The following is a 21497-nucleotide window of genomic DNA, read 5'->3' as shown; positions in this document are numbered from 1 at the left end:
CAGAAAGGACGAGACATGCGTCTCGACGGCAAGGTCGCCGTGATCACCGGGGGCGGCTCCGGGATCGGCGCGGCCACCGCACGCGCCTTCACCCGCGAGGGCGCCCGTGTCGTGATCGCCGACATCAACGAGAAGTCGGGGGACGCGGTCGCGCGGGAGATCCGCGAGAACGGCGGAGTGGTCGACTTCCTGCACGCCGACGCATCCGACCCCGCCGAGATCGAGCGCGTTGTCACCTTCGCGACCGACACCCACGGCACCCTGGACGTGCTGCACAACAACCACGTCGCCTTCGAGTCAGGCCGCATCGGCGATCTCACCCTCGACGGCTTCCGCCGCTCGCTCGACGTCGGGCTCACCGCGTACTGGTACGCGATCAAGTGCGCGCTCGTGCCGATGCTGGCCCAGGGCCGCGGCGCGATCGTCAACACGGCGTCGGTCTCGGGCCTGGCAGGCGACTACGGGCTCGGCGCCTACAACGTGCTCAAGGCCGGCGTGGTGAACCTGTCGCGGGTCACCGGGATCGAGTACGCCCGCAAGGGCATCCGCTGCAACGCCGTGTGCCCCGGCCCGATCGGCACCCCGCCGATCGACCGCCTGCACGACGCCGCCCCGCAGATCTGGGAGGACATCCGCGACGCCATCCCGATGGGCCGCTACGGGCGGGCCGAGGAGATCGCGAACGTGGTGCTGTTCCTGGCCTCCGACGAGGCCGCGTTCGTCACCGGGACGCACGTGGTGGCCGACGGCGGGCTGTGGGCCCACTCCGGGATGCCGCCCATCGGCGGGCTCGGCCCGGACTTCTGAGGGGCCGAGGTGAAATACCACTGGTTCGCCGAGGCGACCTACGACGGTCTCCCGGAGACATACCCGCAGAAACATCCGAGCGGCAGCGTCGACGTCCCGGCGTCGCTCGTCGACTCCCTGCACGTCGGCGCCCACTACCGGATGTTCATCCGGCTCATGCAGCAGGCCGACCGCCTCGGCTGGGACGGCCTGGCGGTCAACGAGCACCACCAGACCACGTTCGCGATGACACCGTCGCCGAACCTGCTGGCCGCAAGCCTGGCCTCCAGCACGGAGAACGCCGCGCTGCTGGTCATCGGCAACTCGCTCGCGCTCTACAACCCGCCGATCCGGGTCGCTGAGGAGATGGCCTACCTCGACTGCCTGTCCGAGGGCCGGCTCATCGCGGGGTTCGTCTTCGGCACCCCGATGGACACCGCGTTCGCCTACGGCGTGCCGCCCGCGGAGCTGCGGGCGCGCTTCCACGAGGCGCGGGAGCTGATCACCCGCGCGTGGACCGAGCCCGAGCCGTTCACGTTCAACGGCACGTACACGAAGCTGCGCTACGTCAACGTACTCCCGCGACCGGTGCAGACGCCGCCGCCGATCTGGGTGCCCGGCACCGGCAGCATCGAGACCTGGGACCTCGTGCTCGACGAGGACTACTGCTACGGCTACCTGTCCTTCTTCGGGCTGGCCAACGCCCGTCCGATCGTCCGGGGGTTCTGGGACCGCGTCGAGCAGCGCGGGCTGGACGTCAACCCCAACCGGATGGCGTTCACCCAGATCATCTGCGTGGCCGACACCGAGGCGGAGGCGGAGCGGCAGTACGGCGACGCCGTGCGCTACTTCTTCACCCGCCAGCGCGCCCCGCTGCACTTCGCCGCCCCGCCCGGCTACACCTCGATCGCCTCGCAGCGCGAGATGCTCGAGCGGGCCCGCGGCGTCAGCACCGAGGACCGGCTGCGCGCCACCCGCGGCGAGCTGTCCTTCTGGGAGTACGACGACCTCGGCTTCATCATCGCCGGCACCCCGGAGCGGGTGCGGCAGCGCCTGCGTGAGCTGGCCGTCGAGCTGCGGGTCGGGCAGCTGATCACCTGCATGCACATAGGTGACCTCCCGGAGGAGACCGCGGCGATGAACAACGAGCTCTTCGGCCTGCAGGTGGCACCGCACCTGCGCGATCTGTGGGCCGATCACGAGGACCCCTGGACCCCGTCCGTGAGCAAGGCACGCGTCGCCGCCAACGCCGCGGCCGTCCCCGTTACGACCCGCTAGGAGGAGGCACGTGACCACCCTGGAGATCCCTCACGTCGGCCGGTTCGACGTCGAGCTGTGGGAGTCGGGCAGCGGCGATCCGCTGCTCTACCTGCACGGCTACGAGCGTCACCCCGGCGGCGCCGGATTCCTCGAGCGCCTGGCACAGAGCCGTCGCGTCCTCGCCCCCGAGCAGCCCGGCTACGGCCGGTCGACCGGGTTCGAGTCGTTCACCGACGTGCTCGACGTGACGCTGTACCACCGCGAGCTCGTCGAGTCGTGGGGCATCGAACGCATCGACGTCGTGGGCCACTCCCTCGGCGGCATGTTCGCCGCTGAGCTCGCCGCCGTCGCCCCGCAGATCGTGCGCAAGCTCGTCCTGGTCAACGCTTACGGCCTGTGGCTGGACGACCAGCCCACGCTCGACCCGTTCGGCCCGGCCGACGAGGTGAAGAAGGCGAAGTGGCACGGCGAGCCGCCGAAGTCCGAGCCGACGAACTTCGTGCCCGACCCCGACAACCCGCACGCGGCGATCCTGTTCGCCGCGCAGAACCTCGGCTCGGCGACCAAGTTCATGTGGCCGATCGCCGACCGCGGGCTGCGCAGGCGGCTGCCGCTGATCGACGCGCCGACGCTCGTCGTGCACGGCACGTCCGACGGTCTGCTGCCGCTGTCCTACGCCGAGGAGTTCGTGCGGCTGATCCCCGACGCGAAGCTCGCGCCGATCGAGGCGGCGGGCCACTACCCGATGATCGAGCAGGAGGACGCGTTCGTGTCCGCCGTGACGACGTTCCTGGAGGCGTGATGGGCAGGGTCGAGGGCAAGATCGCACTGGTCACCGGCGGCGCGGCCGGTATCGGGCGCCAGACGGCGATCACGCTGGCCCGTGAGGGCGCGCAGGTGGTGATCGCCGACATCAACCTCGACGGGGCCAAGAAGGTCGCCGAGGGTATCGGCGGCGGTGCCACGGCGATCCACTTCGACGCCACCGACCAGCAGTCCATACAGGACCTGGTTGCCGCGGTGATCGCCCAGCACGGCCGCGTCGACGTGATCCACAACAACGCCGCGCTGGTGGGTCCGGACGCGTGGTTCACCGACGGCTCGGTGATCGACACCTCGATCGAGATGTGGGACCGGGCCTTCGCCACCAACGTCCGCAGCATCTTCCTGATGTGCAAGTACGCGCTGCCGCACATGGTGGAGAACGGGGGCGGCTCGATCGTCAACATGGCGTCCATCGGCGGTTTGAAGGGCAGCTCGGCGCTCACCGCCTACGGCAGCACCAAGGCCGCCGTGATCGGACTGACCCGCTACGTCGCCGCACAGCACGGCAAGCAGGGCGTGCGATGCAACGCCATCGCACCGGGGGTGATCCGGACGCAGCAACTGCTCGACGCCGTCCCGGACCTTCCGCAGCAGGCGCTCGCCGGGGTCGCGTCGCCGCGGGTCGGCGAGCCGAGCGACATCGCCAACATGGTGCTGTTCCTCGCCTCGGACGAGTCGGCGTTCGTCAACGGCGAGGTCTACCGCGTTGACGGCGGCGGCATGGCCGCCGGACGCTGACGGAGGAGATCATGATGAAGCTGACCGTGCTGTACGACACTCCCGCCGACGTCGAGGCGTTCGACGCCCACTACATGGGCACGCACATCCCCCTCGCCAAAGCGGTGCCAGGCATCCAACGCGTCGAGGTCACCCGGTTCTCCCCCGGCGCGGACGGCTCGGCGCCCCGCTACCACCTGATGGCCGAGCTCTACTTCGCCGACGCGGCAGCCATGCAGGCCGCCCTCGGCACGCCCGAGGGCAAGGAGCTCGGCGCCGACGTCGTCAACCTCGGCGGCACCCCGGCCACACACCTCGTCGGCACTGTCGCCTGAGCGGCACGACACCCCCGCGGAGAGGAATCCCGTGAAGTTCCACTGGTTCGCCCAGCAGTACTACACCAAGCTGCCCTCGGACTACGGCGACACCGTCCACAGCTCCTGGGTCACACCGCCGGCGGCTGTGGCCGACCCGGTCCAGGTCGGCGAGGACTACCACATGTACATCCGGCTGATGCAGCAGGCGGACGGCCTGGGCTGGGACTCCCTGCTGCTCAACGAGCACCACCAGACGTCACTGGCGATGACGCCGTCGCCGAACCTGATCGCCTCCGTGCTGGCGGCCACCACCGAGAACTCCGCGATCGCGTTGTGCGGCAACTCGCTGGCTCTCTACAACCCGCCGATCCGCGTGGCCGAGGAGATCGCGATGCTCGACTGCCTGTCGGGCGGGCGGGTCATCGCCGGGATCGTGTTCGGCACCCCCATGGACACGGCGTTCTCCTACGGCGTGCCCCCGATCGAGCTGCGTGACCGGTTCCACGAGGCGCGCGAGCTGATCACGAGGTCGTGGAAGGCGCAGGAGCCGTTCGCGTTCAACGGCAAGTACACGCAGCTGCGCTACGTCAACCCGTGGCCGCGGCCGGTGCAGCAGGAGATCCCGGTCTGGATCCCCGGCAGCGGGAGCCCGGAGACCTGGGACGTGGTCAACGACCTCGACTACTGCTACGGCTACCTGTCGTTCTCCGGCAGGCAGAGCGCGGCGCCGATCGTCGGCGGGTTCTGGGACTACACCGAGAGCCAGGGCGCCAACATGAACCCGAACCGCATGGCGTTCACGCAGATCATCTGCTGCGCCGACTCGGACGCGGAGGCCGAGCGGCAGTACTCCGACGCGGTGAAGTACTTCTACCGGCAGAACCCGATCGGTCTCGAGTTCGCCACACCGCCCGGCTACAACACGCTGCCGTCCATCCAGGCGAACCTCACCCGGGCCAAGACGCAGTCGGCCGAGGAGCGGATGAAGGCCCAGCGCGGCGAGCTCTCGTTCTGGGAGTACGACGAGCTCGGCTACATCATCGCCGGCACCCCGGAGCGAGTGGAGCAGCGCGTCCGCGCACTCGCGACGGATCTCCGGATCGGCCAGCTCATCACCTGCATGCACGTCGGTGACCTGCCCGAGGAGGTGGCCGCGCAGAACAACCACCTCTTCGGGTCGGCGGTGATCCCGAAGCTCCGCGACGTGTGGGCCGACGAGGAGGACCGCTGGACGCCGAAGGTCAGCCAGGAACGCGTCGCGGCGAAGTTCGGCAGCGCGGCCGGGCTTCCGGCGTGACGGCCCGCGGGACGGTGCGGTGCATCAGCACCGTCCCGCGCGGCGGAAAGTGACACTCCCGCAGGCGCCACCGCGTCGCCTAGCGTTTCGACGATCAATGAGTGATGACCTGCCGGACAACGGCGTACCGGACGGGAGACGTGAGCTCGATGATCCTGGGCGGAATGGGGATCCCGGCAGCGGACCAGACGATCGCCCGGCTGCTGCACCTGCTGGCCACGGAGGCACCGGGCGAGGCGTTCGACCAGCTCGCCGAGATCGTGGAGGCGAGCGCCCCGGGCCCCGAGCGCGACGAGATGCTCATCGCGATCGCCCGCTCGGGTCGCATCCGCGACCTCCTCGCACACCGCAAGCGGCGGGAGAAGGAGACCCACGCGCTGATCGAGACCGCCCGGGACCTGGCGTCGCTGCGTGACGTGGACGAGGTGCTCGACGCGATCGTGCACCGCGCCCGCCAGCTGCTCGGCACCGACGCCACGTACCTCGCCCTGCTCGATCCCGTTCGCGGCGACGTCTACATGCGCATCACCCTCGGCACCGTCACCCGGGCCATCGAGTCGATCCGGCAGCCGGTCGGGCGCGGCATCGGGGGCCGGATCATCGCGACCGGCGAGCCCTTCGCGACGTCGGACTACGTGAACGACGCACGGCTGAACCGCTACCCGTCCGTCACGGACGCCGTGGTCGAGGACGGGATCGTCAGCATCGCGGGCGTGCCGTTGCGAATCGGCGACGCCGTGATCGGTGCGCTGTTCGTGGCCAACCGGTACGAGCGGTCCTACGACCGCACCGAGATCGAGCTGCTCAGCTCGCTGGCCGACCACGCCTCGATCGTGATCGAGAACGCCCGGCTGTTCGCGCACGCCGAGGTGGCAGCGGGGCGGCTCAGGGAGACCAACGCGGAGCTCTCCCGGCAGGGCGAGGGCCTGGAACGGGCGAGCATCGCCCACGAACAGCTGATCCCGCTGGTGCTGCGCCGGGCGGATCTCGGCGAGCTCGTCGATGCCGTCGCAGCGATGCTCGACGGCACGGTCGCCGCGGTGGGGGTCGACGGTTCCGTGCTCGTGACCGGCGGACGCGGGACGCTGCCCGATACCCTGCCGGCGCCCGCCCGCGGGGCGGTCGCCGCTGCACGGGTAACGGGTACGTCCCGCACCTGGACGGTGCCGGTGCAGGCAGGCGAAGAACGCTTCGGGCACCTCGTGCTCGTCGCGACCACACAGCTGCTCGACCCGGACGTCCGCACGCTCGAGCGCGCTGCGCAGACCGCGGCGCTGCTGATGTTGATGGACCGGCAGGTGTCGACGGCGGAGCAGCAGGTCCGTGGCGAGCTGATCGACGACCTGCTGGCCGAGCGGGAGCCGGACTGGACCGCGTTCGAGCGGCGTGCGCGCCGCGCGGGCGCCGTCGACCTCCGCGCCGCGCACACCGTGCTCGTGCTGTCGGCCACCGGCGTGCCGCGGCGGCACCTCCTGCGTGCGGCGGCGGACCTCGCCTCCCGCCACGGCGGCCTGGCCACCGAACACGCGGCCCAGGTGGTGCTCCTGCTCCCGCACATCGACCCCGGCGAGGCGGCGCGCACGGTGCCGGCGACGCTCGGCCGGTCGGCGGGCGGGGTGGTGACCGCAGGCGTCGCCGGTCCGGCGCGGTCCGCGCAGGAGGTCCGCCGGATGCATCGTGAAGCCGAGCGGTGCCTGCGCCTGCTGCTCGCGCTGGGACGGGAGGGCGAGGGAGCCGGGCTGGCGGAGGTCGGGGTGCTGGGACTGGTGCTCGAGTCGACCTCGCAGAAGCAGGTGCGTGCGCTCCTCGCGCAGACCGTCGCACCACTGCAGCGCTACGACGAGGAGCACAACACGCTCCTCCTGGAGACCATCGACGCCTACTTCGCCGCCGGAGGGAACCCGCGCGCCACCGCGAAGGCGATGCAGGTGCATCCCAACACGATCTACCAGCGGCTGGAGCGCATCGACAACGTGCTCGGACACCGCGGCTGGCGCGAGCCGGACGGCGCGCTGAGCATGCAGCTCGGCCTGCAGCTGCAGCGCATCCTCGAGCAGATTCCCGTCGAGGAGCTCTTGCCGGCGGCCGGTGGCTAGCCCCCTCCCGCTGGATCACCTGGCGGATTGACCACCGCACGGCCCGTACTTAGTGTCGACTAACGAACGATCATTTGCCCCGGGAGGGCCAGAAATGACAGCGATGTTGAACCGGTTCTCGCTTGCGGGGCGCGTCGCGATCGTCACCGGGGCGTCCTCCGGCCTCGGCGTCGCGTTCGCGCAGGGCCTCGCCGAGGCGGGCGCCGATCTCGTCCTGGGCGCGCGCCGCGCGGACCGGCTGGACATCACCCGCAAGCTCGTCGAGGCCGCCGGACGGCGCGCGATCACCGTGCCGACGGATGTGTCGAGCCCGAGCGACTGCCAGGCGCTCGTCGACGCGGCGATGGCCGAGTTCGGACGGGTCGACGTCCTGGTCAACAACGCCGGCATCGGCACCGCCGTGCCGGCGGTACGGGAGACCCCCGAGGAGTTCGAGCAGGTCCTCGACGTCAACCTCAACGGTTGCTACTGGATGGCCCAGGCCTGCGGGCGCGTCATGGCCCCGGGCAGCAGCATCATCAACATCTCGAGCGTCCTCGGGCTCACCACAGCCGGCCTGCCCCAGGCCGCGTACTCGGCGAGCAAGGCGGGGCTGATCGGCCTCACGCGCGATCTCGCCCAGCAGTGGAGCGGGCGCCGCGGGATCCGGGTGAACGCCCTGGCCCCGGGCTTCTTCGACTCGGAGATGACCGAGCAGTACAGGCCCGGCTACCTCGAGCAGCAGATCCAGCGGGTGCCGATGGGGCGCATGGGCGACCCGGCCGAGCTCGCCGCTGCCGTTGTGTTCCTCGCGAGCGACGCCGGTGGCTACGTCACCGGGCAGACGCTGGCCGTGGACGGCGGGATGACGATCACCTGAGTCCGCGGTCCGGCCGCGCCCGTGCGACAGGAGGTCACCGATGTCCCTCACCGCCGACGCACCCGCCGGGAGCTCCACCGTCACCGGCGTGCTGTCCCGCGTCATGCAGTTCCTCTCCGAGGAAGCGCCGATCGAGGAGCTCGAGGCGCTGGTTCGCGACGCGACCCCGGACGGGCCCGACGGTGACCTGCTCGCGCGGGCGGTCACCGACGCCCGGCGGATCCGCACCCTGCTCGACCGGCGGGCCCGTCAGGAACGGGAGGCGCAGGTCCTCTACGAGACCGCCCGCGACCTCACCTCACTGCGCGGCAGCGACACCGTGCTCACCACGATCGTCGAGCGCTCCCGCACGCTGCTGGCCTGCGACTCCACCTACATCGCGCTGATCGACCAGACCACCGGCGACGCCTACATGCGTGTCACGTCCGGCACCCGGACCCGCCCGATCGAGTCGGTGCGCCAGGGCCCGGGCTTCGGTGTCGGCGGCTACGTCATCCAGTCCGGCCAGCCCCTCGCCACCGCGAACTACCGGACCGACCCGAGGATCCGGCGCGACCCGCTCGTCGCGGCGGCGGTCGCGGAGGACGACATCGTCGCCATCGCGGGCGTTCCCATCAAGCTCGGCACAACGGTCGTCGGGGCGCTGTTCGCCGCCAACCGCCATGAGCGCACCTTCGACCTGGCCGAGATCTCGATGCTCACCTCGCTCGCCGCCCACGCGTCCATCGTGATCGAGAACGCCCGCCTGTTCGAGCGGGTGGAGGCCGCATCAGCGGAGCTGCGCGCTGCGAACGCGCAGCTGCGATCGCAGCGGCAGGCATTGGAACGCGCCGGACGAGTACACGAGCAGCTGATGCCGATGGCGCTCACCCGCGTCGGCATGCCGGAGTTCACCCGCACCCTGGCCCGCATCCTCGACGGCGCGGTCGCCGTCGTGTCGAGCTCGGGCGCCGTGCTCGCGACGGCGAGCGTTCCCGGCGCGCCACGCTCGGAGGACGTGCTCGCCGGACGCGTCGAGCCACCCATGGAGATCCGGGACGTCCCGGTCCGCGCCGGAACCGAGACGTTCGGCCGGCTGGTGTTCGGCCGTTGCGGGCCACTCGCCGAGGCCGATACACGCACGCTCGAACGTGCCTCCCAGACCGCCGCGCTGCTGCTCCTGATGGAGCGCCAGACCGCTCTCGTCACGCAGGAGCTGCGGGCCGAGCTGGTCGAGGACCTCCTCGCCGAGCGGGCCCCGGACTGGACGGCGTTCCGGCGGAGGGCCGACCGGCTGGGCGGGATCGACTTCACCCGCCCGCACGCCGTCGTGGTGGCCGCCGCCCCCGGCGTCCAGCGACGGGCCATGGCCACCGCGGCCGCCGAGTTCGCGGCAGCACGCGGCGGGATCGCCGGAGAGCACGGCGGCCACACGGTGCTACTCCTACCGGACATGACCCCCGGCGCCGCGGCACGCGAGGCGGCGGCCGAGCTCGGCCGGGCCACCGGATGCACGGTGACCGCCGGTGGAGCGGGTCCGGCCGACTCCGCTCCCGCTGTCCGCAGCCTGCACCGCGACGCCGCGCGCTGCCAGCTTCTGCTGCTCGCGCTGGGGCGCGAGGGCGGCGCCGCGGACATCGCGGAGCTCGGAGTGCTCGGCACGGTGCTGGAGGATCCCGAGCCCGCGCAGGTGCAGGAGCTGCTGGCACGCACCCTGGGACCACTCCGGCACTACGACCACGAACACCACGCGCAGCTCGTCGAGACGGTCCGGCAGTACTTCGCGTGCGGCCAGAACCCACCCGCGGCCGCCCGGCGTCTCGGGGTGCACGTCAACACCGCCTACCAGCGGCTGGACCGCGTCGACCACGTGCTCGGCGGCTCCGCCTGGCGGTCGCCGAGGGGCGCTCTGGAGATGCAGGTGGCGCTGCAGCTGCATCGGCTCCTGGAGTGCATCCCCGATGTGCCCCTCGATCAGAAGATCGAGTAGCCCCCGTCGACGACTATGGAGTCACCGGTGTGGAAACCACCGGTGCCCGACGCGAGGTAGACGGCCAGCCGGGCGAAGTCCCGCGGCTCGCCCCAGCGCCGGTGCGGCATCCGCTTCATCACGTTGCGCTCGAACGTCTCGTCGTGCAGCTTCGGCGAGGCCAGCGGGGTCTCGGTCCAGCCCGCGACGATCGAGTGCGCGTTGATGCCGTACCGCGCGAGCTCGACAGCGCATGCCTTGATCATCGCGGTGAGGCCCGACTTGCTCGCGGCGTAGGCCTGGCCGCGGGGCGCCCCGTGGATCGCCGACACGCTCGAGGTACCGACGAGCACTCCCCCGCCGCCGCGCTCGACCATGTGCGCGGCCGCTGCCCGCAGCGTGAGGAACGCACCGTCGAGATTGACGCGGGTGACCGCGCGGAAGTCCGCCAGGCTCGTCTCGACGAACCTCGTGCCCGAACCGCCCACGCCCGCGTTGGCGAAGCACGAGTCGACGCGGCCGAAGTGCTCGATCGTCTCGGTGAAGCCTGACTGCACGTCCGTCTCGTCACCGACGTCGCACCGGATCGCCCGCACCCGCGTGCCGTGCTTCTCCAACTCCTGCACAGCGGCCTCGTTGCGTTCGGCGTTCGTGCCCCAGATGCAGACGTCGGCGCCGGTCTGGGCGAGCCCGTGCGCCATGCCGAGCCCGATCCCCGAGTTGCCTCCGGTGACCAGCGCGACGTGCCCGGTCAGATCGAACAGCGGCGCGGTCACGGCATGTCCGCCGGACGGGCCGGCCACGCCGGCACGACGTCGAGGTAGTCGCCGACCCGGCCCGGGAACTTCGGCGGGCGCTTCTCCAGGAACGACGTGACGCCCTCCACGGCGTCCGGGGCCTGGCCGAGCCGGAAGATCGCCGCCGAGTCGACACGGTGCGCCTCCCACGGCGTCGACGCGCCGAGCATCGACCACAGCATCTGCCGCGACAGCGCCACCGACACCGCGGAGGTGTTCTCCGCGATCTCCGCGGCGATCGAGCGGGCGGTCGCCAACAGCTCGGCGTCCGGCACCACCTGGGAGACCAGTCCCCCGGCCAGCGCCTCGGCCGCCGGGAACACCCGGCCGGTGGCCACCCACTCCATCGCCTTCGAGATCCCGACCACCCGCGGCAGGAACCAGCTCGACGCGGCCTCCGGCACCAGGCCGCGGCGGGCGAACACGAACCCGAACCTCGCCGACTCCGCTGCCAGCCGGATGTCGGCCGGAAGGATCATCGTGGCGCCCACGCCGACGGCCGGGCCGTTGACCGCCACGATCACCGGCTTGCGCGACGCCGCGATGCGCAGCGACACGATCCCACCGCCGTCGCGCGGCACGCCGTCGACCGTCTCGAAGTCGGCCCGCTCGGCAGCCCTGGCCTCGTCGGTGGCGTCGAAGGTGCTCCCCCCGCGCCCCAGGTCGGCACCGGCGCAGAAGCCGCGGCCCGCGCCCGTGATGATGACGACCCGGACCTCGTCGTCGGTGTCGGTGGCGTCGAACGCCGCCACGAGCTCGCGGAGCATCGTGGTGGTGAACGCGTTGAGCCGGTCCGGCCGGTTCAGGGTGATCGTGGCGACGCCGTCGGCCACGTCGAGCAGGATCTCGCTGTACTCCGTCATCGGACCGCCCACTCCCCGGTGAACACCGGGTCCGTCTTCGCCTTGAAGGCCTCGAAGGCCGCGGGCGCGTCCGCGGTGGCGAAGTTGATCGTCTGGGTGCGCGCCTCGCTGGAGAGCGCGTCGCGCATCGTGCGGTCGGCGCCCTCGTTGAGCAGCGCCTTGGACTGGGCGATCGCCACCGGCGGAGCGGCGGCCAGCCGCTCGCCGAGATCGGTGACGAAGGCGTCGATCTCCTCCGGCTCGACCACCCAGGTCACCAGTCCCAGCCGCTGCGCCTCCGCGGCGTCGATCATCTCGGCGAGCAGCGCGAGCCGCTTCGCCTGCTGCAACCCGACCAGCTTCGGCAGGAGCCAGGAGCCGCCGAAGTCCAGGGAGAGCCCGCGCCGGGCGAAGATCTGCGAGAACCGCGCGCGAGGGGTGGCGACCACGAGGTCGCAGCCCAGCGCGAGGTTCCAGCCGGCGCCGACCGCGACCCCGTCGACCTTCGCGACCGACGGGATGGGCAGCTCGTGCAGCAGCAGGGCCACCTCGTTGATCCCGCGCATCCGGTCCAGCGGGTGCCCGGCGCTGACCCCGCCGGAGAGGTCCGCCCCGGAGCAGAAGTCCCCGCCCGCTCCGGTGATCACGATCGCGCGCACGCCGGGGTCGTTGCCTGCGGCGGTGAGGTTCTCGCGCAGAGCGGTCCACAGGTCGGCGTTGATCGCGTTCTTGCGTTCCGGCCTGTTCAGCGTGAGGGTCAGCACGCTGCCGTCGCGGCTGGTGAGCAGGACCTCGTCGCTCATTCGATCTCCTCCCTCACACGCCGAGCCGGTCGGCGAGCCGGGTGCGGTGCAGCGCCGGGCCCCCGAACAGCAGCTCGGAGCTCTTGGCCCGCTTGTAGTAGAGGTGGGCGTCGTGCTCCCAGGTGTAGCCGACCCCGCCGTGGTACTGCACCATCCCGGTCGCCGTCGCGAAGTAGGCCGGACCGACGTAGGTCTGGGCGAGCGCGGCAGCCAGCGGCAGCTCGGGGCGGTCGTGGTCGGCCACCCACGTCGCATACCGCACCACCGACACGGCGTGCTCCCACGCGCTGTACATGTCGGCGCAGCCGTGCTTCACCGCCTGGTAGGAGCCGATGAGCCTGCCGAACTGCACCCGCACCTTCGCGTAGTCGACGGTCAGCTCCATCGCCCGCCGCATTCCGCCGACCTGCTCGGCGGCCAGTGCGACGGCGGCGAGGTCGGCCACGAGATCGAGCGCCGCCGCCGGGTCGGCGCAGGCCAGCGGGCGTGCCGGGGTGGCGACGAACGTGAGCCGGGCGAGCCGCCTGGTCGGGTCGAGGCCGGTCAGGGCCGTGCGGGTGAGGCCTCCGGCATCGCCCTCGACGGCGAACCAGCCCGGGCCGCCCGGCGTGCGTGCGTAGACGAGCACCAGGTCGGCGGTGTCGCCGGCGAGGACGGGCGCCTTGGTGCCGTCGATCTCCCAGCGACCGCCGCGCTCGGTAGCGGTGGTGGCGCCGCCCTCGCGATCCCAACCGGCTCCGCCTTCGGCAACCGCGACCGTGGCCACGAGCTCGCCCGCAGCGAGGAGCGGCAGCAGCTCGGTGCGGGCGGCGTCGTCATCGAGCGCGAGCAGGGCGTCGGTGGCGAGCACCGCCGAGGCGAGGAACGGCGACGGCGTCAGCGCCCGTCCCAGTTCCTCCAGCACCACGGACCGCTCGACGTGCCCTGCCCCTGCGCCGCCGAGCTCGTCGGGAACGACCAGCCCGAGCACTCCCAGCCCGGCCATCCGGTTCCACAGGTCCGCGTCGTAGCCGCGGTCCGACACCATCGCCTCACGCACCTTCGCCGACGGCGACCGGTCGGCGAGGAACCTGCGGACGGTGGAGCGCAGCTCCTGCTGCTCCGGTTCGAGGACGAGCTTCACCGCACACCGCCCTGTCGTTGCGTGCCGACCTTGAGTTCCGCGAAGGGGACGTCCCGATCGACCTGCGGCTCCTTCGGCAGGCCGAGGATCCGCTCACCGATGATGTTGCGCTGCACCTCGTTGGTGCCGCCCGCGATGCTCGACGCCGGCGCGGAGTTGATCCCCAGCGCCAGCTCGGCCGCGCGCGGGTCGTCGGGATCCCAGGCAATTGCGTCGGCGCCGGCGAGCTCGCTCGCGGTCTCGATCGCGCGGCGCAGCAGCAACGCGCCCGCCAGCTTGGCGACCGAGCCACGGGCGCCCGGCGGGTTGCCGGCCGCGGCCTCCTGCCGCATCCGCGCGTTGAACAGCTCCAACGCACGCTCGTGCGCGTACAGCTCCGCGAGCCGCTCGCGCTGCGCAGGATCGCCGGCGACGCCCTCGTGCCGGGCGAGCTCGACGAGCGAGGCGAACTCCAGCGGGTTGCTCCGCGGTCTGCGGGTGGCCCCGATCGAGACCCGCTCGTGGCCGAGCATCGTCACCGCGGCCTGCCAGCCCCGGTTGACCTCGCCGATCACCGCGTCGCCGGGGATCCGGACGTCGTCGAAGTAGACCTCGTTGAACGGCGCACGCCCGGACATGTCCTTCAGGGGCCGCACGGTGACGCCCGGCGCGTGCATGTCGACGATGAACATCGTCAGGCCCGCGTGCTTCGGCCGCTCGGGATCGGTGCGGGCGAGCAGCGCACCGAAATCGGCCCACTGCGCGTTCGTCGTCCACACCTTCTGCCCGTTGACCACCCAGCCGTCCACGTCCCGCACCGCGCGCGTCTGCAGGCTCGCGACGTCCGACCCCGCGCCGGGCTCGGAGAACAGCTGGCACCAGATCTCCTCGCCGATCAGCAGCTTGGGCAGGTACCGCTGCTTCTGCTCCGGCGTCCCGAGGTCGACGAGGGTGGGGCCGCACATACCCATGCCGATGATGAACGGGTACGTCGGCAGATCGAACTCGGCGGCCTCCTCGCTGAAGATCTGCTGCTCCGCGGTACCCAGCCCCTGCCCGCCGGCCTCCGTCGGCCAGGTGATGCCGGCGTACCCGGCGCCGTAGAGCGCGGCCTGGAACTCCCGGGCCCGGCGCAGCTGCTCGTCGGGCGGGAGTCCGGCGGCCGAACCGGGGGCGTGGTCCCTGAGCCAGGCACGCACGCTGCTGCGGTAGCTCTGGGTCGCGTCGACCACGGTCATGCGCGCATCCCTCCACGACGTCGAGAGGCAGAGATCCTGAACCTACCGATCACTCGTTAAGTTGACAACGGGCCAGGAAGGCGCCCAGCGCACGTCCCGCCCATATGCTGACGCCCGTGAGCACCGCTTCCGACCTGCCACCCGGCGCCGTCGACACCCGCGCGGGCCCGGTCATCCCCCGCGGTGGCGGCCGCGACGCCATCACCGGCGCCGCCCGCGAGATCTTCGCCGAACGCGGCTACCACGGCACCTCGATCCGTGACATCGCCAAGCGTGCCGGGCTCAGCCTCTCCGCCATGTACTACTGGCATCCCAGCAAGCAGCACCTCCTCGCGGCGCTGATCGAGGAGAGCACCTACGACTACTTCCACCGGTGCGACGAGGCACTGCGCGAGGTGGGCGACGACCCGGCCGACCGCTTGCGCGCGCTCGTCCGGGCCACTGTGGAGTACCGGGTGCAGCGCCGCATCGAGAGCAACATCGGCGCACAGGAGTGGCGCAACCTGGAGCCCGACAACCGGGAGCGCCTCGCCGGGCTGCGCCGCTCCGCCACCCAGCTGTGGGCCGACATCATCAACGACGGCGCGGCGCGCGGCACGTTCCGATGCGCGCACCCCGAGGACGCACGACGGTCCATCGTGGCGGCCTGCAACGCGATCGCGCAGTGGTACGAGCCCGCGGGCGAGATCGGCCTGCCCGACCTCGTGGAGCGCTACACGGAGATCGCGCTGCGGATCGCCGACCACCGCGGCTGAGCTCACAACCAGCCGCGCAGCTGCTCCAGGTCGGCGAGCGGGTCGGGCCCGACGGGCCGGACGTTGAGCATCGTCACCCCGGCCGCGCGGTAGGCCTCCACGCGCTCCTTCACGTAGCTCGCGGGCCCGATCAGCGACGTCCGCTCGAGCAGGTCGGCGGGCACCGCGGCGGCGGCCTCGTCCTTGCGGCCGGCGAGGTAGTGCTCCTGGATGCGGAGAGCGGCGTCGGTGTAGCCGTAGCGGCAAGCAGTGTTGAAGTAGAAGTTCCGCTCGCGCGCGCCCATGCCGCCGATGTAGAGGGCGTAGTAGCCGCGCGCCAGATCGCGCAGGTGCTCCACGTCGTCGCCGATCGCGAGCGGGCCGCCCGCCACGACCTGCAGCGGTCCCAGTTCGGCCGGGCGCTTCGCCGCGCCCGCGGCCCGCGCGTCGCCCCAGATCTCGCCCGCCTGGTCGGGGACGAACATCGCGGGGATCCAGCCGTCCGCGATCTCGGCGGTGAGAGCGACGTTCTTGGCGCCGAGCGCGGCGACGTAGATCGGGATGCTCGACCGGACGGGGTGGGTGATGAGCTTGAGCGGTTTGCCGAGACCGGTGCCCTGCCCGTCCGGCAATGGGATCGGGTAGAGCCCGTCGTTCACCAGCCGCTCGCGCCGCCACACCCGCCGGCAGATCTCGATCACCTCGCGGGTGCGGGCGATGGGCTTGTCGAAGGGAACGCCGTGCCAGCCCTCCACCACCTGCGGACCGGACGAGCCGATGCCGAGGATCGCGCGACCTCCGGAGACGTGATCGAGGCCCGCCGCGGTCTGGGCGAGCAGCGCCGGTGTCCGGGAGTAGAACGGCAGGATCGATGAGCCGATCCGCACCCGCTCGGTACGCCCGGCGAGATATCCCATCACCGTCGGCGCGTCGTAGCCGTAGGCCTCGGCCACCCAGACGGCATCGAGACCGGCCCGCTCCCAGGAGCGCACCTGTTCCGCGGTCTCGCGGACGTCTCCCGCGTAGCCCACTGCCGAGCTCAGCTGCATCAGACCCTCCCGGTCCTGCGTGATCTGACTGTACGATCGTTAAGTTACCGTCGAATCCGCGACGAAGGGGAGATCCGGTGGCTGAGGCCTACATCGTCGGAGCCGTCCGCACGCTCGTCGGCACGCGCAAGGGGGCGCTCGCCGGCGTCCATCCCGCCGACCTCGGAGCGCACGTCCTGCGTGAGCTCGTCGACCGCACCGGGATCGACCCATCCGCGGTCGAGGACGTGATCATGGGTTGCGTGGTGCAGCTCGGCCCGCAGGCAGGCGACATCGCCCGCACCGCGTGGCTCTCCGCGGGCCTTCCGCAGAGCGTGCCCGGGGTGACGATCGACCGGCAGTGCGGCTCGTCCCAGCAGGCGCTGCACTTCGCCGCGCAGGGCGTGATGTCCGGCACGCAGGATCTCGTCATCGCGGCAGGCGTCGAGAACATGGCGATGGTGCCGATGGGAGCCAACGCCGCCGTCGTCAAGGAGCTCGGGGTCTCGACGAAGGGCGGCGGGTGGGTCGAGCGGTACGGAGACCAGGAGATCTCGCAGTTCCGCGGCGCACAACTGATGTGCGAGAAGTGGGGCTACGGCCGCGCCGACCTGGAGCGATTCGCCCTCGAGAGCCACCGGCGGGCGATCCGGGCGATCGACGAGGGCCGCTTCGCCGGGCAGATCACCCCGGTCGCCGGTGCCGACACCGACGAGGGCGCGCGCCGCGACACGTCGCTGGAGCAGATGGCGAAGCTCAAGGTCCTGCGCGAAGGCTGGGAGATCACCGCAGCCGTCGCGAGCCAGATGTCGGTGGGCGCGGCTGCGCTGCTGATCGCCTCCGAGGAGGCGCTGCGCACGCACAACCTCACCCCGCTGGCCCGGGTGCACACCCTCACGGTCGTCGGCGACGACCCGGTCTACATGCTCACCGGCCCCATCCCCGCCACTCAGGCCGCGTTGAACCGGTCGCGCCTCGGCATCGACGACATCGACCTGTTCGAGGTCAACGAGGCGTTCGCCCCCGTCGTGCTGGCCTGGGCGCACGAGACCGGCGCCTCGCTGGAGAAGACCAACGTCAACGGCGGCGCGATCGCGCTCGGCCACCCGCTCGGGGCCACCGGCGCGATCCTCGCCACGAAGCTGGTACACGAGCTGCAGCGCACCGGCGGACGCTATGGCCTGCAGACCATGTGCGAGGGCGGCGGCCAGGCCAACGCCACGATCATCGAGCGCGTCTGACCGGAGACCTGGACCGGCCCGTTCACCCCTCGAACGGGCCGGTCCCTTCAACGGCCTCCGCTCAGCGCGGTGCCATGCGCAGCGCGCCGTCGAGCCGGATCGTCTCGCCGTTGAGCATGGGGTTCTCGATGATCTGCACGGCGAGGCGGCCGTACTCGTCGGGCTGTCCGAGCCGGTGCGGGTGGGGCACCTGCGCGCCCAGCGCCGCCTTCTTCTCGTCGTCCATCCGGCCGAGCAACGGCGTGTCGAACAGGCCGGGCGCGATCGTGCACACGCGGATCCCGCGGCTGGCGAGGTCACGGGCCGCCACCAGCGTCATGCCCACCACCCCTGCCTTCGACGCCGAGTAGGACGCCTGACCGATCTGGCCGTCGAACGCGGCGATCGACGCCGTCATGACGACCACGCCACGCTCCTCACCGACCGGCTCGAGCCGGGCCATCCGGGCCGCGGCGAGCCGGAGCACGTTGAACGAGCCGATCAGGTTGAGCTCCACGATCTGGCGGAACCAGTCGACGTTCGCCGGGTTGCCGTCCCGGTCGACGATCCGCTGGGCACGGCCGCTGCCCGCCGTGTGCACCACGGCGCGCAGCTCCCCCACCTCCGCGACGGCGTCGAGCGCAGCCTCGATCTGCTCGGGCTCGGTGACGTCCGCGGCGACGAACGTGGCGGCGGCGCCGAGCTCCTTGGCCAGCTCCGCGCCCGACGACGTCGGCAGGTCCGCGATCACCACCCGGCCGCCACCCTCGACGAGCCGCCGGGCGGTGGCCTGGCCGAGGCCGGAGGCCCCACCGGTCAGCAGGGTGGTCGTGTCCGCGATCTCCATGGTCAGCTCCTCATGCGACAGTGGACGGTGCCGCCTCGCGGCAGTCGTGCGTGGCAGGTGGACTTACCTGCCCGCCAGCTCCGCGGCCACGGGGCCGCGCAGGTCACGCTTGAGCACCTTCCCGCTGGACGTGCGTGGCAGCGGCTCGTCGCGGAACAGGACGTGCGCCGGCACCTTGAACGACGCGAGCCGCTCTCCGACGTGCGCACGCAGGTCCGCCGCCGTCGCCGGCCCGGGCCGGCCACCCGGGCGCAGGTGCACCACGGCGACCGCCTCCTCGCCCAGGGACGCGTGGGGCACCCCGACGATCGCCACATCGGCCACCGCGGGGTGCTCGAACAGCGCGGCTTCGACCTCCGCGCAGTAGATGTTCTCCCCTCCGCGGATCACCACGTCCTTCATGCGGTCGACAACGTAGATCCAACCGTCTTGGATCCGGCCCAGGTCACCGGTGTGGAACCAGCCGTCGGTAAATGCCGCCGCGGTGGCTTCCGGGTTGTTCCAGTAGCCGCGCACGACGTTCGGCCCGCGGAACCACAGCTCCCCGACCTCGCCCTCGGGCAGGTCCTGCCCGTCGACCGGGTCGACCACCCGCACATCCGCCCCGGGCATGCACCGCCCGACGCTGTCGGGACGGGCCACGTAGTCGGCCCCGCTGTTGGACACGACCGCGGACGTCGTCTCGGTCAGGCCGTACCCGTTGGCCGAGCCCACCAGCGAGGAGAAGCCCGTGTCGATACTCCCGATCAGGTCCGGCGGCACCGGCGTGCCGCCCATGCTGATCCCGGTCAGCGTCGGGACCCGGCCGGGGTCGGCCGCGGCGTCCTCGGCGAACTCCCGCATGACGGTCGGCACCCCGGACACGTTGGTGAGCTTCTCGCGCTGCACGAGATCGAGGGCCTCGGCCCGATCCCACTTGTACTGCGTGGCGAGCTTCTCGCCGGTCAGCACCGAGTAGCAGATCCGGGTGATCCCCGCGATGTGGAACAGCGGGAAGGCACACAGCGCGCCCTGCTGCGGCGCGTCCGGGCGGCGTGGGGCCGGTTCGCCGCCGCCCGCGATCGCGGCGGCGACGTAGGCGCCGAGCTGGATGTTGCGGATGTTCGTGCAGTGGTTGCGGTGGCTGCCGATCGCGCCCTTGGGCCGTCCGGTGGTGCCCGAGGTGTAGAGGATCGTCGCGTCGTCGTCGGGCGCCACCTCGACGTCCGGGGCGCTCGCGTTCAGATCGAGCGAGTCGAGCAGCTCGGACCACCGGCGCACCCCCGGCGCCGTCCTGGCCTCGCCGCGCACCTCCACCAGGGGGATGCCCCCGAGGTCGGTCAGCTGAGGCGCGATCAGCGCGGTGCGCTCGGCGTCGGCCACGACGAACCGCGCGCCCGAGTCGACGAGCGCGTACCGCAGTTCCGGCGCCGTCCACCAGGCGTTGAGCGGGACCAGCACGAGACCGGCCAGGTGAGCGGCGTAGAAGATCGCCGACCACTCCGGATAGTTGCGCATGGTCACCGCGACCCGGTCGCCCCGGCGCAGGCCGTACTCCTCGATCAGGCACCGCGCGAGCCCGGTGGCCTGCCGTAGGTGCTCCGCGAAGGTCCACCGCTGCGAGCCGTAGACGAGATAGTCGCGATCACCGAACGCCGCGCTCGCGAGCACGAGCTCGCGCAGCGTCTGCGGACCACCGGAGAACACCCGCATGGGAATTCCCCAGACGGTCTTCTCCACGATCTCGAACTCCGCCCCCTCGGCGGTGAACCGGGCCACCAGCTCGGCCCGTCGAGCAACAGCGCTACTGGCGGTGGTCATGCCGAGAATGCGAGGTCGATACCTGTGGTGTGCCACTGGGTGGCGTAGAGGAGCCCGCGCCCGGAGGAGGTGACGTACGCGGTGCGCGAGCCGGCTCCCGCGAAGCAGATGTTGGTGACGAACGGGTCGGGGTCGGGCACCGGCACCTGCCGCACGAGCGTGCCGTCCGGGGCGATCACGCTGACCGCCCCGGTGATCAGGGTGGCGACACACACGTTGCCGTCGCCGTCGACGGCGAGCGAGTCGAGCAGCTGATATCCGGCGAAGCCGTGCAGCAGGGTGGCACCGCCGGGGCCGATGCCCCCGTTCGCGGGCCGCACCTCGGCAGGCCCTGCGACGTCCCAGCACCAGACCCGGCCTGGCCCGGTCTCGGCCACGTAGACCCGGGAGCCGTCGGGCGAGAGGCCCACGCCGTTCGGCTGCGTCAGAGGGTGCACCACCTCCGTGATCGACGAGCCGTCGGGCAGGGCGTAGTAGAGCGAACCGGTGTCGTTGTCACGGGCGCGGCTCTTGCCGAGGTCGGTGAACCAGAACCCGCCCTGGGCGTCGAACACGATGTCGTTGGGGCCACGAAGCGGCCGGCCGTCGCACTCGGTGTACAGGTCGGTGACGGTGCCGGCGTCCGGTCCGTCGAGGACCACACGCTGGATGCGCCCACCGATGTAGCCGGCGGGCTGGTGCCCGGGCGCGGTGATCCCGCCCCGGTCGTGCCACTCGAAGCCGCCGTTGTTGCAGACGTACGCGGCACCGTCGGGGCCGATCGCCGCGCCGTTGGGGCCGCCGCCGAGCTCCGCCACGACGGTGACCTTGCCGTCCGGGGCGACCCGCGAGAGGGTGCCCCTCTTGATCTCGACGAGCAGGACGCTCCCGTCCCGCAACGCGATGGGGCCCTCGGGGAATTGCAACCCGGAGGCGACCACGCGCAGCTCAGCGGCTCGGGGATCAACGCTGACCATGTTCCAGCCCTTCGTCGGAGGAAAC

Annotated in this window: 20 protein-coding genes; 11 read left to right on the top strand and 9 right to left on the bottom strand. The window is 71.7% G+C overall.

What is annotated here, in order from left to right; genetic code table 11:
* Positions 1-15 precede the first annotated feature (15 nt).
* The 9 genes from ACQPZQ_RS20020 to ACQPZQ_RS19980 all read left to right on the top strand — a co-directional run bounded on the left by ACQPZQ_RS20020 (position 16) and on the right by ACQPZQ_RS19980 (position 10126).
* Positions 16-807, top strand: coding sequence for an SDR family NAD(P)-dependent oxidoreductase (locus tag ACQPZQ_RS20020; protein WP_433298045.1), 792 nt, complete (start codon positions 16-18; stop codon positions 805-807).
* 9 nt (positions 808-816) lie between these two features.
* Complete coding sequence (locus ACQPZQ_RS20015; protein ID WP_433298043.1) at positions 817-2064, top strand: LLM class flavin-dependent oxidoreductase; 1248 nt, start codon at positions 817-819, stop codon at positions 2062-2064.
* 10 nt (positions 2065-2074) lie between these two features.
* The gene (locus ACQPZQ_RS20010) at positions 2075-2848 is read left to right on the top strand and encodes an alpha/beta fold hydrolase (RefSeq protein ID WP_433298041.1); all 774 of its coding nucleotides are present in this window, start codon (positions 2075-2077) and stop codon (positions 2846-2848) included.
* Positions 2848-3609, top strand: a complete 762-nt coding sequence (locus tag ACQPZQ_RS20005; protein ID WP_433298039.1) for an SDR family NAD(P)-dependent oxidoreductase — start codon at positions 2848-2850, stop codon at positions 3607-3609. The genes ACQPZQ_RS20010 and ACQPZQ_RS20005 overlap by 1 nt, the downstream gene beginning before the upstream one ends.
* Positions 3610-3620: 11 nt before the next feature.
* The gene (locus tag ACQPZQ_RS20000) at positions 3621-3923 is read left to right on the top strand and encodes an EthD family reductase (protein ID WP_433298036.1); all 303 of its coding nucleotides are present in this window, start codon (positions 3621-3623) and stop codon (positions 3921-3923) included.
* Positions 3924-3954: 31 nt separating this feature from the next.
* Positions 3955-5202 carry an LLM class flavin-dependent oxidoreductase gene (locus ACQPZQ_RS19995; RefSeq protein ID WP_433298033.1) on the top strand — a complete coding sequence of 416 codons (1248 nt, stop codon included), beginning with the start codon at positions 3955-3957 and terminating at the stop codon, positions 5200-5202.
* Between the two features lie 149 nt (positions 5203-5351).
* Positions 5352-7298, top strand: coding sequence for a helix-turn-helix domain-containing protein (locus tag ACQPZQ_RS19990; RefSeq protein ID WP_433299295.1), 1947 nt, complete (start codon positions 5352-5354; stop codon positions 7296-7298).
* A 94-nt stretch (positions 7299-7392) separates the two neighbouring features.
* Positions 7393-8157 carry an SDR family NAD(P)-dependent oxidoreductase gene (locus tag ACQPZQ_RS19985; protein ID WP_433298030.1) on the top strand — a complete coding sequence of 255 codons (765 nt, stop codon included), beginning with the start codon at positions 7393-7395 and terminating at the stop codon, positions 8155-8157.
* 40 nt (positions 8158-8197) lie between these two features.
* Entirely contained in the window at positions 8198-10126 is a 1929-nt protein-coding gene (locus tag ACQPZQ_RS19980; RefSeq protein ID WP_433298027.1) for a helix-turn-helix domain-containing protein, read from the top strand.
* Here the strand turns inward: ACQPZQ_RS19980 and ACQPZQ_RS19975 are convergent.
* From ACQPZQ_RS19975 to ACQPZQ_RS19955, 5 genes are read right to left on the bottom strand one after another with little or no spacing between them, the layout of a single operon-like run.
* Entirely contained in the window at positions 10111-10881 is a 771-nt protein-coding gene (locus ACQPZQ_RS19975) for an SDR family NAD(P)-dependent oxidoreductase (protein WP_433298024.1), read from the bottom strand. The genes ACQPZQ_RS19980 and ACQPZQ_RS19975 overlap by 16 nt on opposite strands.
* On the bottom strand, positions 10878-11765 hold the full coding sequence (locus tag ACQPZQ_RS19970) for a crotonase/enoyl-CoA hydratase family protein (RefSeq protein WP_433298022.1): 888 nt from the start codon (positions 11763-11765) through the stop codon (positions 10878-10880). Before ACQPZQ_RS19970 ends, ACQPZQ_RS19975 begins: the two co-directional genes overlap by 4 nt.
* Positions 11762-12547, bottom strand: coding sequence for an enoyl-CoA hydratase/isomerase family protein (locus ACQPZQ_RS19965; RefSeq protein WP_433298020.1), 786 nt, complete (start codon positions 12545-12547; stop codon positions 11762-11764). The genes ACQPZQ_RS19970 and ACQPZQ_RS19965 overlap by 4 nt, the downstream gene beginning before the upstream one ends.
* Before the next feature lie 13 nt (positions 12548-12560).
* Entirely contained in the window at positions 12561-13670 is a 1110-nt protein-coding gene (locus tag ACQPZQ_RS19960) for an acyl-CoA dehydrogenase family protein (protein ID WP_433298017.1), read from the bottom strand.
* The gene (locus tag ACQPZQ_RS19955) at positions 13667-14887 is read right to left on the bottom strand and encodes an acyl-CoA dehydrogenase family protein (RefSeq protein ID WP_433298014.1); all 1221 of its coding nucleotides are present in this window, start codon (positions 14885-14887) and stop codon (positions 13667-13669) included. Before ACQPZQ_RS19955 ends, ACQPZQ_RS19960 begins: the two co-directional genes overlap by 4 nt.
* Before the next feature lie 116 nt (positions 14888-15003).
* Here ACQPZQ_RS19955 and ACQPZQ_RS19950 point away from each other — a divergent pair, with 116 nt between their 5' ends.
* Positions 15004-15642: a TetR/AcrR family transcriptional regulator gene (locus ACQPZQ_RS19950; RefSeq protein WP_433298012.1), complete on the top strand. Its 639-nt coding sequence runs from the start codon at positions 15004-15006 to the stop codon at positions 15640-15642.
* 2 nt (positions 15643-15644) lie between these two features.
* Here ACQPZQ_RS19950 and ACQPZQ_RS19945 read toward each other — a convergent pair whose 3' ends face one another.
* Entirely contained in the window at positions 15645-16670 is a 1026-nt protein-coding gene (locus ACQPZQ_RS19945) for an LLM class F420-dependent oxidoreductase (protein WP_433298009.1), read from the bottom strand.
* A 77-nt stretch (positions 16671-16747) separates the two neighbouring features.
* Here ACQPZQ_RS19945 and ACQPZQ_RS19940 point away from each other — a divergent pair, with 77 nt between their 5' ends.
* Positions 16748-17890 carry an acetyl-CoA C-acetyltransferase gene (locus ACQPZQ_RS19940; protein WP_433298007.1) on the top strand — a complete coding sequence of 381 codons (1143 nt, stop codon included), beginning with the start codon at positions 16748-16750 and terminating at the stop codon, positions 17888-17890.
* Positions 17891-17951: 61 nt separating this feature from the next.
* On the opposite strand, the gene ACQPZQ_RS19935 is transcribed toward ACQPZQ_RS19940, so the two are convergent.
* The 3 genes from ACQPZQ_RS19935 to ACQPZQ_RS19925 form a co-directional block, all read right to left on the bottom strand.
* Entirely contained in the window at positions 17952-18716 is a 765-nt protein-coding gene (locus ACQPZQ_RS19935; protein WP_433298004.1) for an SDR family NAD(P)-dependent oxidoreductase, read from the bottom strand.
* A 63-nt stretch (positions 18717-18779) separates the two neighbouring features.
* Positions 18780-20516, bottom strand: coding sequence for a class I adenylate-forming enzyme family protein (locus tag ACQPZQ_RS19930; protein WP_433298001.1), 1737 nt, complete (start codon positions 20514-20516; stop codon positions 18780-18782).
* The gene (locus tag ACQPZQ_RS19925; RefSeq protein WP_433297998.1) at positions 20513-21472 is read right to left on the bottom strand and encodes an SMP-30/gluconolactonase/LRE family protein; all 960 of its coding nucleotides are present in this window, start codon (positions 21470-21472) and stop codon (positions 20513-20515) included. The genes ACQPZQ_RS19930 and ACQPZQ_RS19925 overlap by 4 nt, the downstream gene beginning before the upstream one ends.
* Between the last annotated feature and the right edge of the window lie 25 nt (positions 21473-21497).

The organism is Pseudonocardia sp. CA-142604 (assembly GCF_050948475.1).
GTDB classification, from domain to species: Bacteria; Actinomycetota; Actinomycetes; order Mycobacteriales; family Pseudonocardiaceae; genus Pseudonocardia; species Pseudonocardia alaniniphila.
This window is presented reverse-complemented; position numbering and strand designations above follow the sequence as displayed.